12 protein-coding genes are annotated in these 15,769 nt (G+C 68.3%); 5 read left to right on the forward strand and 7 right to left on the reverse strand.

The window, feature by feature from the left end; all coding sequences use genetic code 11:
* Positions 1-60 precede the first annotated feature (60 nt).
* The 5 genes from QM782_RS14635 to QM782_RS14655 are packed head-to-tail and all read left to right on the forward strand — an operon-like array spanning position 61 to position 8,571.
* Entirely contained in the window at positions 61-1,437 is a 1,377-nt protein-coding gene (locus tag QM782_RS14635; protein WP_415203636.1) for a TIGR03013 family XrtA/PEP-CTERM system glycosyltransferase, read from the forward strand.
* A 37-nt stretch (positions 1,438-1,474) separates the two neighbouring features.
* Positions 1,475-3,598 (forward strand): XrtA/PEP-CTERM system histidine kinase PrsK, encoded by a 2,124-nt coding sequence (prsK, locus tag QM782_RS14640; RefSeq protein WP_415203637.1) that lies wholly within the window; start codon positions 1,475-1,477, stop codon positions 3,596-3,598.
* A complete protein-coding gene (gene prsR, locus QM782_RS14645; RefSeq protein WP_415203638.1) occupies positions 3,595-4,959 on the forward strand; it encodes a PEP-CTERM-box response regulator transcription factor in 1,365 nt (454 codons plus the stop codon). The genes prsK and prsR overlap by 4 nt, the downstream gene beginning before the upstream one ends.
* Before the next feature lie 42 nt (positions 4,960-5,001).
* Complete coding sequence (gene prsT, locus QM782_RS14650; protein ID WP_415203639.1) at positions 5,002-7,785, forward strand: XrtA/PEP-CTERM system TPR-repeat protein PrsT; 2,784 nt, start codon at positions 5,002-5,004, stop codon at positions 7,783-7,785.
* Between the two features lie 3 nt (positions 7,786-7,788).
* Positions 7,789-8,571, forward strand: coding sequence for a S1C family serine protease (locus tag QM782_RS14655; RefSeq protein WP_415203640.1), 783 nt, complete (start codon positions 7,789-7,791; stop codon positions 8,569-8,571).
* 21 nt (positions 8,572-8,592) lie between these two features.
* Here the strand turns inward: QM782_RS14655 and aspS are convergent, their stop codons facing one another.
* The 7 genes from aspS to QM782_RS14690 form a co-directional block, all read right to left on the reverse strand.
* Positions 8,593-10,401: an aspartate--tRNA ligase gene (gene aspS / locus QM782_RS14660; RefSeq protein WP_415203641.1), complete on the reverse strand. Its 1,809-nt coding sequence runs from the start codon at positions 10,399-10,401 to the stop codon at positions 8,593-8,595.
* A gap of 44 nt (positions 10,402-10,445) precedes the next feature.
* Positions 10,446-11,105 (reverse strand): DUF502 domain-containing protein, encoded by a 660-nt coding sequence (locus tag QM782_RS14665; RefSeq protein WP_415203642.1) that lies wholly within the window; start codon positions 11,103-11,105, stop codon positions 10,446-10,448.
* A gap of 24 nt (positions 11,106-11,129) precedes the next feature.
* Entirely contained in the window at positions 11,130-11,474 is a 345-nt protein-coding gene (locus tag QM782_RS14670; RefSeq protein WP_415203643.1) for an FmdB family zinc ribbon protein, read from the reverse strand.
* A 93-nt stretch (positions 11,475-11,567) separates the two neighbouring features.
* Complete coding sequence (locus QM782_RS14675) at positions 11,568-12,410, reverse strand: ABC transporter permease subunit (RefSeq protein WP_415203644.1); 843 nt, start codon at positions 12,408-12,410, stop codon at positions 11,568-11,570.
* Positions 12,407-13,327, reverse strand: coding sequence for an ABC transporter permease (locus tag QM782_RS14680; RefSeq protein ID WP_415203645.1), 921 nt, complete (start codon positions 13,325-13,327; stop codon positions 12,407-12,409). Before QM782_RS14680 ends, QM782_RS14675 begins: the two co-directional genes overlap by 4 nt.
* 4 nt (positions 13,328-13,331) lie before the next feature.
* On the reverse strand, positions 13,332-14,429 hold the full coding sequence (locus tag QM782_RS14685) for an ABC transporter ATP-binding protein (RefSeq protein WP_415203646.1): 1,098 nt from the start codon (positions 14,427-14,429) through the stop codon (positions 13,332-13,334).
* A gap of 145 nt (positions 14,430-14,574) precedes the next feature.
* On the reverse strand, positions 14,575-15,702 hold the full coding sequence (locus tag QM782_RS14690; protein ID WP_415203647.1) for a polyamine ABC transporter substrate-binding protein: 1,128 nt from the start codon (positions 15,700-15,702) through the stop codon (positions 14,575-14,577).
* Between the last annotated feature and the right edge of the window lie 67 nt (positions 15,703-15,769).

Genomic DNA, 15,769 nt, shown 5'->3' on the forward strand with positions numbered 1-15,769 from the left:
CAGCACAGCGGAGTGCGCCGGGGCGAAACCGGCGGGCGGGGCATTGCGAGGACTCCGCACATGATCAAACTCTTCAACCACTACCTGCATCGGCGCACGGTGCAGCAGGTCGTGCTGGATTTCCTGCTGGTGCTGGCCGCGGTGCTGGCCGAATTGTTGTGGCGGCGGGCTGACTGGTCGGTGATCGTGCCCGTGCTGGCCTACACCGCGGTGCTGGCCATCGGCATGCTGGTCATCAACGCGGCCATGGGGTTCTACCAGCGCGTGCACAACCGCACGCTGAGCCAGTCGCGCGCGCGGGCCGTGCTGGCCGTGTTGCTGGCGGTGCCGGTCACTTACGCGCTGTTCGGCCTGGTGCCACTGGGCATCGAAGGCCGGAAATCGCTGGCGCTGGCGGCCATGCTGGGCCTGGTGCTGGTGCTGGTGCACCGCGTCTACGTGGCGCATTCGGCGCCGCAGTCGGCGCTGCGGCACCGCGTGCTGGTGTTCGGCACCGGGCAGCGGGCGGCGCTGGTCGGGCGGACGCTGAAGAAGGACGATCCGCATGTCGACGTGGTCGGCTACTACGCCAGCCCCAACGAACCGGAGACCGAGGTGTCGGCCTGGGGCATCCTGTCGAGGAACAAGTCGCTGACCGACACCGCGCTGGAACTGGAAGTCGATGAGATCGTCGTGGCCCTGGTCGAGCGCCGCGGGGGAAGCATGCCGCTGCGCGAACTGCTGGACTGCAAGCTGCATGGCGTGCGCGTGGTCGACATGGCGACGCATTTCGAGAAGACCAAGGGCCAGATCCGGCTGGATTCGGTCTCGGCCGGCTGGCTGGTGTTCGGCGACGGCTTCAGCCAGGGCAGCGTGCGCAACGTGATCAAGCGCATCTTCGACATTGTCTGCGCGCTGGTGCTGATCTTGCTGACGGCGCCGATCATGCTGATGACCGCGCTGGCGATCAAGCTGGAAAGCCGCGGGCCGGTCTTCTACCGGCAGGAGCGTGTCGGCTTCAACGGCCGGCTGTTCAACGTGGTGAAGTTCCGCAGCATGCGTACCGATGCCGAGAAGGACGGCCCGCAGTTCGCCTCTGCCAAGGACAACCGGGTCACGCGCATCGGCCGCTTCATCCGCAAGGTCCGCATCGACGAGTTGCCGCAACTGTTCTCCGTGCTCAAGGGTGACATGAGCCTGGTTGGCCCGCGGCCCGAGCGTCCCTTCTTCGTGGACCAGCTGACGCGCCAGATTCCTTACTATGCGGTGCGCCAGAGCGTCAAGCCCGGCGTGACGGGCTGGGCGCAGGTGCGCTATCCATACGGGGCTTCGCTCGAGGATTCGGCAGAGAAGCTGCAGTACGACCTCTACTACGTGAAGAACCACTCGCTGTTTCTGGATCTGGTGATCCTGTTCGAGACCGTCGGCGTGGTGGTGATGGCCAAGGGCGCGCGCTGACCAGGCCGCCGGGGCACGGTCTCAGTAGGAAGGTCCTGTGGGCGAAGCGCCGCTGCTGCTGAGCGTCTGGGGCTATGCGCTGGCCGGACTGACTTTCGGCGCGTTCACCGTGGCGCTGCTGCGGCGGCGTTCACTGTGGCTGCCGGGGCAGATGCCTTCGAGGCTGCTGGTGGCGGCCGCGCTGGCTTCCATCGTCTGGGCGCTGCTGGTACTGGCGGCGCTGCTGACCGGCCGGAACGAGCTGTTGCGGGCCAGCCTGCTGGCCGATGGGCTGCGCTACGCCAGCTGGATCTTCTTTCTGCTGCTGATGTGGCGGTTGCCCGGCGCGGAGGACGGATCGGTGCTGCAGCGCTTCGGCGGTGCCGGCATCGTGGCCGTGCTGCTGATCGGCGGCAGCCTGGTGCTGCAGGCGCTGAACCTGGTGGGCCGTACCTGGACTGCTGCCGGTGGCGACTGGCTCCTGCTGAGCGCCATGGCCCTGCCGGTGTTCGCGCTGTTCCTGTTGGAGCAGGTCTACCGCAGCGTGGCCGAGGAGGTGCGCTGGAGCGTCAAGCCGCTGTGCCTGGGTCTGGCCGGCACGTTCCTGTTCGACCTGTACCTGTTCTCCCAGGCGGTGCTGTTCAACCGGCCCGATGCGGATGCGGATGCGGTCAGCGTGCGTGGGCTGCTGCATGCGCTGATGGTTCCGCTGCTGTGGATGTCGGTCGCAGGTCGTGGCGACTGGGTCGGCAAGATGCGTGTTTCGCGCACGGCGGTTCTGCATTCGGCCACGCTGCTGCTGGCCGGCATCTACCTGATCTTCATCTCGGCCGTCGGCTACTACGTGCGCTACTTCGGTGGCGACTGGGGCCGGGGTCTGCAACTGGCGCTGGTGGCGCTCGCCTCGGTGGGCCTGATGGTGCTGCTGATGTCGGGCACCGTGCGCTCGCGCCTGCGCGTGATGCTGGGCAAGCATTTTGTCCACTACCGCTATGACTACCGGGAGGAATGGCTGCGTTTCACCCAGACGCTGTCGGACCACCAGTCGCCGCTGGCGATGGGCCAGCGCGTGATCCGCGGCCTGGCGGACATGCTGGAAAGTCCGGCCGGCTGCCTGTGGCTGCGCAGCCCTGGCGAGGACGGCCTGCGCTGCACGGCCAGCTGGAACATGCCCGCGCCATCCGACAAGGAGGGCATCGGTTCGCCGTTCTGCCGCTTCCTGCTGGACAGCGGTTGGGTCGTCAATCTGGAGGAGTTCCGCTCGTTCCCGCAGCGCTACGGCGACTTGGTGTTGCCCCAGTGGCTGCAGGAGGTGCGCCAGGCCTGGCTGGTCGTGCCGCTGACGGTCGGCGATGATCTGACGGGCTTCGTCGTACTGGCCAGCGCTCGCGCCGAGATCGACGTGAACTGGGAGGTCAACGACCTGCTGAAGACGGCCGGCAAGCAGGCGGCCAGCTTCCTGGCGCAGATGCAGGCGACCGAGGCGCTGCTGGAGGTGCGCAAGTTCGACGCCTTCAACAAGATGTCGGCCTTCGTCGTGCACGATCTGAAGAACATCGTGACCCAGCTGTCGTTGATGATGAAGAACGCCAAGCGGCTGCAAGGCAACCCGGAGTTCCAGCAAGACATGCTCATGACCGTGGAGAACTCCTTGGACAAGATGCGCCAGCTGATGCTTCAATTGCGCGAGGGTGCGACGCCGACCGGCACCGTGCACGGCGTGGGCCTGGCGGCGATCGCGCAACGCATCGCGCGCACTGCCGAAGGGCGAGGCCGGCACCTGGAGCTCGACCTGGATGAGCAGGTCGTGGCCCGCGGGCACGAGGAACGGCTCGAACGCATCATCGGCCACATGGTGCAGAACGCGTTCGATGCGACGGAGCCGCCGGGCAGGGTCTGGCTGGCGCTGCGGCGGTCGGTGGGCATGGCCGAGGTGGAGGTCGGGGACACGGGAAGGGGCATGTCCGAGCAGTTCGTGCGCGAGCGCCTGTTCAAGCCGTTCCAGACCACCAAGCAGGCCGGCATGGGTATCGGAGCCTACGAGAGTTATCAATACGTGCAGGAACTGGGGGGAAAAATCCAGGTGGACAGCGAACTCGGCCGCGGGACGGTGATCAGGATCCTGTTGCCGCTGTTCGACGTCAGCAAGACCTCGGACCTGCACACGATGGAGAACGCATGAGCGCAGAGAAGATGCGGGCGCTGCTGATCGTCGAGGACGATCCGGCGCTGCAGAAGCAGATCAAGTGGTCGCTGGACCGGTTCGAGTCCGTGACCGCGCAGGACCGCGAGACGGCCCTGGTGCAGATGCGTCGCCACACGCCGCCAGTGGTCACGATGGATCTCGGGCTGCCGCCCGATCCGGACTCGGTCGGCGAGGGGTTCCGGCTGCTGGAGCAGATCCTCGCGGTGGATCCTGACACCAAGGTCATCGTGCTGACCGGCCAGAACGACCAGGCCAACGCGCTGCGCGCGGTGGCCATGGGGGCCTACGATTTCCTGCCCAAGCCGTTCGAGCCGGACATCCTGAACCTCACGGTGGACCGCGCCTTCCGCCTGTACGAGCTGCAGAAGGAGAACCGCCGCCTGCAGGCCATGGCCCAGCCCGATGCGCTGGGCGGCCTGATCACGCGCGATCCGGAGATGCTGCGCATCTGCCGCACGATCGAGAAGGTCGCCAGCAGCACGGCTACCGTGATGCTGCTGGGCGAGAGCGGCACCGGCAAGGAGGTGCTGGCCAGGGGCCTGCACCAGGCCTCGCCACGGCGCAACGGCAAGTTCGTCGCGATCAACTGCGCGGCCATCCCGAAGGAACTGCTCGAAAGCGAACTGTTCGGCTACGAGAAGGGGGCCTTCACCGGGGCGGCCAAGACCACGATCGGCAAGATCGAGACGGCCAATGGCGGCACGCTGATGCTCGACGAGATCGGCGACATGGACTTGGCGCTGCAGGCCAAGCTGCTGCGCTTCCTGCAGCAGCGGACCATCGAGCGCGTCGGTGGACGCCAGGAGATCCCGGTGGACGTGCGCATCGTCTGTGCCACGCACCAGGATCTCAAGGCCATGAGCAAGGAGAACCGCTTCCGCGAGGACTTGTTCTACCGCCTGGCCGAGATCGTCGTGAACATCCCGCCGCTGCGCGCCCGCGTGGGCGACCCGGCGCTGCTGGCGCATGCCTTTGTGCGGCGTTTCGCGCAGGAGCAGAACCGCGGCTCGATGGCGCTGTCCGAAGAAGCGGTGCGTGCGATCGAGGCCTATCCCTGGCCTGGCAACATCCGCGAGCTGGAAAACTGCATCAAGCGCGCGGTCATCATGGCCGACGGCAACCAGATCGCGCGCGACGACATCGGCCTGGCCGTGCCCGAGCCCGACGACGGACTGGACCCCTCGCTGGATTTGCGTACCGTGCGCGAGCAGGCCGAGCGCAAGGCCATCATCGCCGCGCTGGGGCGTGTCAACGGCAACATCGTCAGGGCGTCGGAGCTACTGGGCGTCAGCCGGCCCACGCTGTACGACCTGATGCACCGCCTGGGCCTGAAGTAGTAGGCGCCACCCTTTCATCCGAGATCCACACGGGAGCTTCCCATGCTGCTGAACAAGTCCTCCTTCGCTTCCACCGCGGTCGCCGTTGCCGCCGCCTTGCTACTCGTGGCCTGCGGTGACAGTCCCGACAAACTGCTCGCTTCGGCCAAGGACTACATGGCCAAGAACGACACGAAGGCCGCGGTGATCCAGATCAAGAACGTGCTGCAGAAGCAGCCCGATTCGGCCGAGGCGCGCTATCTGCTCGGCACCGCATTGCTGGCGTCGGGCGACCCGTCGGCGGCAGAGATCGAGCTGCAGAAGGCCCGCGATCTCAAGTACGACGACAACCAGGTCGTGCCAAAGCTGGCGATGGCACTGGTGCAGCAGGGCAAGGCGAGGAAGGTGCTCGACGACTTCGCGTCGGTGCAGCTGTCGTCGCCTTCGGCCGTCGCGGACCTGCAGACCTCGCTGGGCGGCGCCTACAGCGCCACGGGCAATCAGCAGGCGGCGCGCGAGGCGCTGAACAAGGCCTTGGCGGCCGACCCGCAGAATGCGGTCGCGTTGCTGGCCAAGGCCCGCTATACGTTGGCCGACCAGGACGTCGACGGCGCGCTGGCGCAGGTGGATGCGCTGCTGGCGCGCGATCCCAAGAACGCCGAGGCCTGGCGCTTCAAGGGCGACCTGCAGCAGTACGTCAAGCGCCAGCCGGACGAGGCAGTGGCCTCCTACCGCAAGGCCATCGAGGCGAAGCCGACCGATGCGCGCGGCTACTTCGGGCTCGTCGGCCTGTTGACGCGCCAGGGCAAGCTGGAGGACGCCGAGAAGGAACTGGTGTCACTGCGCAAGATTGCTGCCAAGCATCCCGAGACGATGTACCTCGACGCCCAGCTGTCCTATGCCAAGCGCGACTTCCCCAAGGCGCGTGAGCAAGCCCAGGAATTGCTGCGCCTGGCGCCGTCGAACCCGCGCGCGCTGGAACTGTCAGGCGGGATCGAGCTGCAGCGCAATGCGCTGGCGACGGCCGAGGAGTATCTGACCAAGGCCGTGCAGGCAGCGCCGAACCTGCCGATGGCGCGGCGCTGGCTGGCCATGACCTATCTGCGTTCCGGCCAGCCGGGCAAGGCGCAGGCGACCTTGGCGCCGATCGTCAACGACCAGACCGCGGATCCGGCGCTGCTCGCGCTGGCCGGGGAGGTGCAGATGATGAACGGCGATGCACGCAAGGCCGAGGAACTGTTCGCCCGGGCGAGCAAGCTCGATCCCGAGGACGGCCGCAAGCGCACCATGCTGGCCGTGACGCAGATGGCCAGTGGCCAGATGGAAGCCGGCCTGGAGCAATTGCAGGACATCGCCGCGACCGACAAGGGCACTTCCGCCGACATGGCGCTGATCAGCGCCTACATGCGCGGCAACGAACTGGACAAGGCGCTGAAGGCCCTGGACGGTCTGGCGAAGAAGACGCCGGACAATCCCGCGGTCGGGCAACTGCGCAGCCGCGTGCTGCTCGCCAAGGGCGACCGCGACGGCGCGCGCAAGAGCCTGGAAGCGTCGCTGGCGCGGAGCCCGAACTACTTCCCGTCCATCGCCAGCCTGGCCGCGCTCGACATGCAGGACCAGAAGCCCGACGAGGCCCGCAAGCGCTTCGAGGAACTGCTCAAGCGCGAACCCAAGAGCAGCCGTGCGCTGGTGGCGCTGGCGGAACTGCGCGCCCGCGACGGCGGACCCAATGCCGCCAAGGAAGTCACGGACCTGTTGAACCGGGCGATCGCAGCGGAGCCGACGGAGCCTGCGCCGCGCGTATTCCTGGTGGACCATCTGCTGCGCCAGCAGGATGCCAAGCAGGCCGTATCGGTGGCGCAGTCTGCGCTTGCGGCGCTGCCCGACGACCTGGCGATACTCGACGCGGCTGGCCGCGCGCAGCTCGCCGCCGGCGACACCAACCAGGGCCTGACCACGCTGGCCAGGGTGGCAAGCCTGCAGCCGCGTGTGGTGGCGCCGCTGCTGCGTCTGGCCGATGCGCAACTGGCAGCCAAGAATGCGAGCGCCGCGGAGCAGACGCTGCGCAAGGTGTGGGATCTGCAGCCGAACAATCTGGACGCCTTCCAGCGCATGATCGGCATTCGCCTCACGCAGGATCGGCTGCCCGACGCAATCAGCTTGGCGCGTACCGTGCAGAAGCAGCAGCCCAAGCAGATGGCGGGCTTCCTTCTGGAAGGCGACGCGCGGGCATCGAAGAAGGATTTCGACGGCGCCGTGGCAGCCTACCAGAACGGCCTGAAGGCCGCGCCCGCCAGTCCGGACCTGATGGTCCGCCTGCACAGTACGCTGCTGCAGGCCGGCAAGGCGGCCGAAGCGGCGCGCGTAGCCGACAACTGGCTGCAGACGCAGCCCAAGGACGTGGCCGTGCCCCTGTACCTGGCCGATCGCGCGATGACCGACAAGCGCCTGGACGATGCCGAGCGCTACTACCTGCGCATCGTCAAGCAGCAACCCAACCATGCGCTGGCCTACAACAACCTGGCCTGGATCAGCGGCGAGCTCAAGCGCGACGCAGCCGTCTCGTACGCCGAGAAGGCCAACGCAATCGCTCCCAACCAGCCGGCGTTCATGGACACGCTGGCCACGCTGCTGGCTGCGCGCGGCGACTACGCCAAGGCGATCGAACTGCAGACCAAGGTGCTGAAGATGCAGGGCAGCAACGACCTGTTCAAGCTGAACATGGCCAAGATCTATGCCCAGGCCGGTCGCAAGGACGAGGCGCGCAAGCTTCTGGACGAACTGGCCCAGTTGGGCGACAAGTTCGCAGGCCAGGCCGAAGCCGCCAAGCTGCGCGCGACGCTGTAGGCGATGCGCGGCGGCATCACGCGGCGCGGGCTGCCGGGAGCGCTGGCGGGCCTGGGAGCGGCCGTGGCCGGCCTGGCGCGCGCCCAGTACGTCGAGCTGATTGAGCAAACCCGGCCGTCGATCCTGATCGTCGGCACCTACAAGGCCACGAACTCGCCCCGCTTCGCATTGCGTGGCACCGGCTTCGTGATCGGCGGCGGCAACCTGGCCGTGACCAATGTGCATGTGCTGCCCAAGCCGGAGGAGGCCGATGGTTCCGACCTCGTGGTGCAGGTGCGCCGCGGCCGTGAGCTCGACATGCGCAGCGCGTCCGTGCTGGAGGTGGATCGGCTGCACGACCTGGCGCTGCTGCGGTTCTCGGGTGAACCGGCGCCCGTGCTGCGGCTGGGCGACTCGGATGCGGTCAAGGAAGGGCAGGCCGTGGCCTTCACCGGCTTTCCGATCGGTGGCGCGCTCGGCTTCTCGCCGGTCACCCACCGCGGCATGGTTTCATCGATCACGCCCATCGTGCTGCCTGCGGCGAACGACCAGCGCCTGAGCGCACGTTCCATCCGCAGCGCGCGCGACGGTGCATTCGACATCTTCCAGCTCGATGCGACCGCCTACCCAGGCAACAGCGGCGGTCCGGTGTTCGATCCGGCCACCGGTGCCGTGATCGGCGTCATCAACATGGTGTTCGTGCGCGGCTCGCGCGAGTCCGCGCTGTCGCAGCCCTCGGGCATCACCTACGCGATCCCGGCGAAGTTCATCGCGCCACTATTGCAGCGCCAGGGGCAGCTGCGCTGACGTCCCCCGGCGCTGCCCGGGTCAGGCCGCCGGCAGCGGGTTGCGCAGGCGAATGTGCAGTTCGCGCAGCTGCTTCTCGTCCACCGGAGAGGGCGCCTGCGTCAGCAGATCCTGAGCGCGCTGGGTCTTGGGGAAGGCGATCACGTCGCGGATCGATTCGGCGCCGGTCATCAGCGTCACGATGCGGTCCAGGCCGAAGGCCAGGCCGCCGTGCGGCGGGGCGCCGTACTGCAGCGCGTCCAGCAGGAAGCCGAACTTCTTCTGCGCATCCGCGGGCGTGATCTTCAGGGCGTCGAACACCTTCTGCTGCACGTCGGCGCGGTGGATGCGCACCGAGCCGCCGCCCAGTTCCCAGCCGTTCAGCACCATGTCGTAGGCCTTGGACAGGCATTTCTCCGGCGCGGTCGCCATCCAGTCCTCGTGGCCGTCCTTGGGCGAGGTGAACGGGTGGTGCACGGCGGTGTAGCGCTGGTCTTCCTCGTCGAACTCGAACATCGGGAAGTCCACTACCCACAGCGGCGCCCAGCGGTCCTCGAACAGGCCGTTCTTCCGGCCGAACTCGCTGTGGCCGATCTTGATGCGCAGCGCGCCGATCGCATCGTTGACGATCTTTTCCTTGTCGGCACCGAAGAACAGCAGGTCGCCGTCCTGCGCGCCGGTGCGCGCCAGGATGGTCTGCAGCGCCTGGTCGTGCAGGTTCTTCACGATCGGCGACTGCAGGCCCTCGCGGCCCTTGGCGGCTTCGTTGACCTTGATGTAGGCCAGCCCCTTGGCGCCGTAGATCTTGACGAACTCGGTGTAGGCGTCGATCTCGCTGCGCGTCAGGCCGGTGCCTTCGCGCGCGCCGCCCGGCACGCGCAGCGCCACCACGCGGCCGCCCTTGGTCGTGGCCGGCTGCGAGAACACCTTGAAGTCCACGTCGGCCATCACGTCGGTCAGCTCGGTGAACTCCAGCTTCACGCGCAGGTCCGGCTTGTCCGAGCCGAAGCGGCGCGCGGCCTCCTGGTAGGTCATGACCGGGAACTCGCCCAGGTCCACGCCCAGCGTGTTCCTGAACACGGTTTCGATCATGCCCTGGAACAGCGCGCGGATTTCCTCCTCGCCGAGGAACGAGGTCTCGATGTCGATCTGCGTGAACTCGGGCTGGCGGTCGGCCCGCAGGTCCTCGTCGCGGAAGCACTTGGTGATCTGGTAGTAGCGGTCGTAGCCGGCCACCATCAGCAGCTGCTTGAACAGCTGCGGCGATTGCGGCAGCGCGAAGAAATGGCCGTCGTGCACGCGGCTGGGCACCAGGTAGTCGCGCGCGCCCTCGGGCGTGGACTTGCCCAGCATCGGCGTTTCGATGTCCACGAAGCCATGCGCGTCCAGGAACTTGCGCACCTCCATCGCCACGCGGTAGCGCAGCATCAAGTTGCGCTGCATGTAGGGGCGGCGCAGGTCCAGCACGCGGTGCGTCAGGCGCGTGGTCTCGCTGAGGTTGTCGTCGTCGAGCTGGAACGGCGGCGTGATCGACGGGTTCAGCACCGTCAGCTCCTGGCACAGCACCTCGACCTTGCCACTCTGGATGGTGTCGTTGGTCGTGCCTTCAGGGCGTGCACGCACTAGGCCCTTGACCTGGATGCAGAACTCGTTGCGCAGGCCTTCGGCGGCGGCGAACATTTCCGGCCGGTCCGGGTCGCAGACCACCTGCACGTAGCCTTCGCGGTCGCGCAGGTCGACGAAGATCACGCCGCCATGGTCGCGGCGGCGGTTGACCCAGCCGCACAGGGCGACGGTTTCGCCGATCAGGGCTTCGGTCACGAGACCGCAGTAGTGAGTACGCATGGCCATGGTTTCTTTCTTTCGGCGCCCCGGCGGGACGCCTGCTTTCGGATTCAGGAGTGGTTCGTCGGCGTGGGCAGGCTGCCGGCGGCAGGCCCGCCCGGCACCACCACGCCCATGGAGACGATGTACTTGAGCGCAGCATCGACGCTCATGCGCAGTTCGATGCAGTCGCGCCGCCGCACCATCACGAAGTAGCCACCCGTGGGGTTGGGCGTGGTCGGCACGTACACGCCCAGGTAGTCGTCCCCGCCCAGGTGGCGAGCCGCCTCGCCGGCCGGCGAGCCGGTGACGAAGGCGATGGTCCACATGCCCTCGCGCGGCCACTGCACCAGCACCGCGGTGCGGAAGGCGTTGCCGCTTTCCGAGAACACGGTATCGGACACCTGCTTGACGCTGGTGTAGATGGAGCGCACCACCGGGATGCGGCGCACCAGTGCGTCGCCCCATTCGAGCAGGCGCTTGCCGATGAAGTTGCTGGCCACGGCCCCCACGGACAGCAGGATCGCCAGCGTGAGCAGCACGCCGACGCCGCGGATGCGGTTGGAGCCGGCGAACTGGCCTTCGGCCATCAGCCAGTCCTGCCAGCGCTGCGGCAGCAGCCACAGCGTCTGGTCCATCAGGCCGATGACCCAGTTCAGCACGCCCAGCGTGACGGCCAGCGGCACGATGACGAGCAGGCCCGACAGCAGCCAGCGGCGCAAGGCGTTCATGGTGGCAGGCGGCCGATGCCGGCGTCAGCTGGAGGAGGTGCCGGGCGCCGGCGCGGCGGCCGGCGCAGGTGCCGGGCTGGCAGCGGCCGGGGCGGGCGCGGCCGCGGGGGCAGCCGCCTCGCCGCCGGAGGCGGTGCCCGTGGATTCGCCGGCCGTGTTGCCGGCACCCTTGCCGCCCTTGCCGCCGCCGTCGCGGAAGTCGGTGACGTACCAGCCCGAACCCTTGAGCTGGAAGCCGGCGGCGGTGACCTGCTTGGCGAATGCCGCGGCGCCGCAGGACGGGCAGACCGTCAGGGGGGCGTCGGAAATCTTCTGCAGCACGTCCTTGGCATGGCCGCAGGCGCTGCACTTGTAGGCGTAGATGGGCATGGAAAGGCGGGGAAGGATAGGGTGCGAGCGGGCCCCTGCCCGCCGCTTGCAAAACCTGCGATTATAGGTTGGCCGGCCCCGCGGGCGTGTCGCTCAACCGCCTTGGCGCGCCGCCCGTTGCTCGCGCTGCAGCCGCCGTTCGCGGGCGGCGATCAGGTAGCTGGACAGCACCACGAACACCGCCACGACCGCGATCACCACGGTCGCCAGCGCGTTCACGGTCGGGTCCAGGCCCAGCCGCGCGCGCGAGAAGATCACCAGCGGCAGCGTGGTCGAGCCGGGCCCGGAGAGGAAGGCCGAGATCACCACGTCGTCCAGCGATAGCGTGAAGGTCAGCAGCCAGGCCGCCAGCAGCGACTGGGCGATCACCGGCAGCGTGACCAGGAAGAACACCTGGGCCGGGCGCGCGCCCAGGTCCTGGGCGGCCTCTTCCAGCTGAGGATTCAGGTCGCGTAGCCGCGCGGCGATGACCACCGTGGCGTAGGCCGTGCCGACCAGCAGGTGGCCCAGCCAGATCGTGGCCAGTCCGCGCTCGGGATGGCCGAAGGCGCGCTGCACGGAGACCAGCATCAGCAGCAGCGACAGGCCGACCAGCACCTCGGGCATGACCAGCGGCGCGCGCACCAGCGCCGCGAACAGCGCGCGGCCGCGAAAGCGCGGCAGCCGCTCCAGCGCCAGCGCGGCCAGCGTGCCCAGCACCACGGCGCCGGTCGCGGTGGCCGCGGCGATGCGCAGCGACAGGAACAGGCCGCGCCGTATGTCCTCGTCCTGCGCCAGCTTGTGGTACCAGCGCAGGCTGAAGCCGGCCCAGACGTTGGGCACCGGCGAGTCGGTGAAGCTGAACACGGCCAGCGCCACGATCGGCAGGTACAGGAAGGCGAAGCCGGCCAGCAGCCACAGGATGCCGGTCCAGCGGGCGGCGGGGGTGGGCTTCACCGGCGCCCTCCGTCGGCCTGCTCCTGGCTGCGGTTCAGCAGCGCCATCGGCAGGAGGATCAGCAGCACCATCAGCACGGCCACGGCCGAAGCCACGGGCCAGTCGTTGTTGGCGAAGAACTCGTCCCAGAGCACGCGGCCGATCATCAGCGTCTCCGGTCCGCCCAGCAGTTCCGGGATCACGTATTCGCCGACGCAGGGGATGAACACCAGCATGGCGCCGGCGGCGATGCCGCTCCTCGACAGCGGCACGGTGACGCGCCAGAACGCCTGCCAGGCCGTGGCGCCGAGGTCCTGCGCGGCCTCCAGCAGCCGCAGGTCCATCTTCGACAGCGTGGCGTACAGCGGCAGCACCATGAACGGCAGGTAGGTGTAGACCATGCCCAGCACCAGCGAGAACGGGCTGTACATCAGCTGGCCTTCGGCCGGGATCATGCCCAGCCGGAACAGCGCTCGGTCCATGCCCAGGTCGATCAGCAGCCGGCCGATCCAGCCGGTTTGCGCGTCCAGCAGGCCCTTCCACGCATAGACGCGCAGCAGGAAGCTGGTCCAGAACGGCAGCATCACCCCCATCAGCAGCAGCGGCTGCAGCGTGGCCGACGCGCGGGCCATGAAATAGGCGAAGGGGTAGCCGATGGCCAGGCAGACCAGCGTGGTGACGGCGGCGTACAGCAGCGAGCGGCCGTAGGTGGACAGGTACAGGCTGTCCTGCAGGATCAAGGCATAGGACTCGAACTGGCCGGTGAAACGCCACTGGCCGTCGACCTGTGTGAACAGCGTGCCGAGCTGCACGCCGTCGCTGGGCAGCAGGCTGATCCGCAGCACCAGCAGGAAGGGCAGCAGGAAGAACACCAGCAGCCAGGCGGCCGGCACGCCGGCCACCAGCCGGCGGCCCCAGGACGCGCGAGACGAGGCCATGGCGCTATTCGGTCAGCACGACCTGCGCGCCGGGCGCCCAGGAGGCCCAGACCGCGTCGCCCATCGCGAAGTCCAGCTCGCCGTGGCGCTCGTCGTTCTCCACGTTGGCCTTCAGCCGCGCGCCGCTGGGCAGTTCCAGGTGGTACATCGTGCAGTCGCCGAAGTACGAGAAGGCCTTGACCACGCCCCGCACGCGGTTGGCCGGTTGCGCAGGCGGCTCGGCGTCCAGCCGGATCTTCTCGGGCCGCACGGCCACGGTGACGGTCCGGCCGTCGTGGCCGGCCAGCGGCCCGGCCAGCCGGTGGACCACGTCGGCGCAGTGCACCTCGGCCGCGCCGTCGGCCGCGCGGGCCACCGTGCCGTCCATCAGGTTCACGTTGCCGATGAAGTCGGCCACGAAGCGCGACGCCGGGTTTTCGTAGACATCGGCCGGCGCGCCGATCTGCAGCAGCCGGCCGGCGCTCATGACCGCGATGCGCGAGGCCATCATCATCGCCTCCTCCTGGTCGTGCGTGACGATCAGGCAGGTCACGCCGATGCTGCGGATGATGTTGACCAGCTCGATCTGCGTGGCCTCGCGCAGCTTCTTGTCCAGCGCGCCGAGCGGCTCGTCCAGCAGCAGCAGCTGCGGCCGCTTGACCAGGCTGCGCGCCAGCGCCACCCGTTGCTGCTGGCCGCCGGAGAGCTGGTGCGGCTTGCGCCGTGCCATGGACTCCATCTGCACCAGGCGCAGCATCGCGTCCACGCGCTCGGCCGTCTCGGCCCGGGGCACGCCGTCACGGCGCAGCCCGAAGGCCACGTTGTCCCACACCGACAGGTGCGGGAACAGCGCATAGGACTGGAACATCATGTTGACCGGCCGCTCGTACGGCGGCAGGCCGGCCAGGTCCCTGCCGTCGAGCAGGATGCGGCCCGCGCTCGGCGACTCGAAGCCCGCCAGCATGCGCAGCAGCGTGCTCTTGCCGCTGCCCGACGAGCCCAGCAGCGCGAAGATCTCGCCACGGGCGATCGACAGGCTCAGGTCGTCGACGGCGCGGAAGCTGCCGAAGTCCTTGGTGACGGCGTCGATGCGCAGGAAGGCATCGCCGGCGGCAGCGTTCATTTCAATCCCGAGCAGACAGAAGGCCGCGGAGCAGGCCATGCCGGCGACCGCCGCGGAACCGGCTTTGCCGGGCCGCTGGCGGTGCCTCCTGGAGGGGCGCGGCGGAGCGGAACGACGTCCGCGACGACTGTGGCTGGGCCATGTTCTAGCGGTTGGCCTTGAAGTTGGTGAAGGTGCGCGTCATCAGGCGCAGCGTGGCCGGGTCGGCATTGTCCGGCGCGATCATCGCGGCCAGCGCCGCGGCGTCGGGGAACACGGCCGGATCCTTGGCCAGCGCCGGGTTCACGAACTTCATGGAGGCCTTGTTCGGGTTCGCGTAGAAGACCTTGTTGGTCAGCGAGGCGTGCACCTCGGGCCGCAGGATGTAGTTGATCCACTTGTGCGCGTTCTCGGGATGCTTGGCGTCCTTGGGGATCGCCATCGTGTCGAAGAACAGCAGGCCGCCGGTCTTGGGCAGCAGCACCTGCAGGTTCTGCGGTTGCCTGGCCTTGGCCGACTTGTCCTTGGCGATCATGATGTCGCCCGACCAGCCGACCACCGCGCACAGCTGGCCGCGCGCCATCTGGTCGATGTAGTCCGAGCCCGAGCCGGCGAAGCGCGTGACGCTGGGCCGCACGGCCTTGAGCATCCTGGCGACTTCCTCGTAGTCGGCCGGGTTCTTGCTGCGCGGGTCCTTGCCGACGTACTTCAGCGCGATCGGGATGATCTCGGAGGCCGTGTCCAGGAACGACACGCCGCAGCCCTTGAGCTTGCTCGCGTACTCCGGCTTGAACACCAGGTCCCACACGTTGTCCGGCAGCGGCGCGCCGCCCAGCGCGGCCTTGACCTTGTCGGCGTTGATGCCCACCGTGGTGTAGCCCCACAGCCAGTCGACCAGGTGCTCGTTGCCGGGATCGACCTTGGCGAGCTGGGCCTGGATCGCCGGGTCCAGGTTGGCCAGGTTCGGGAGCTTGGACTTGTCCAGCTTTTGCAGCAGGCCGGCCTGGATCTGCAGCTTGGCGAAGTGCGAGCCCGGCACCACGATGTCGTAGCCCGACATGCCCGCCACCAGCTTGGCGTGCAGCGCCTCGTTGCTGTCGAACAGGTCGTAGCGGACCTTGATGCCGGTTTCCTTCTCGAAGTTGCGGATCGTGTCCTCGGCGATGTAGTCGCCCCAGTTGTAGATGTTGAGGACGGGCTCCTCCTGGGCATGGGCCAGGCCGGCGACGAGCGACGCCACGGTCAGGGTCGCGGCAACGAGGCGGGACGCGAGACGCGGGGCAGGCAGCTTCATGAAGTTCCTTTCACGGGGGCCGGTCGGGGCGGCGGGTTCTCGGGGGGCGCGGGCTGGACGGCGCCGG

This window comes from Pseudorhodoferax sp. (assembly GCF_047601025.1).
Classification (GTDB): Bacteria; Pseudomonadota; Gammaproteobacteria; order Burkholderiales; family Burkholderiaceae_C; genus Pseudorhodoferax.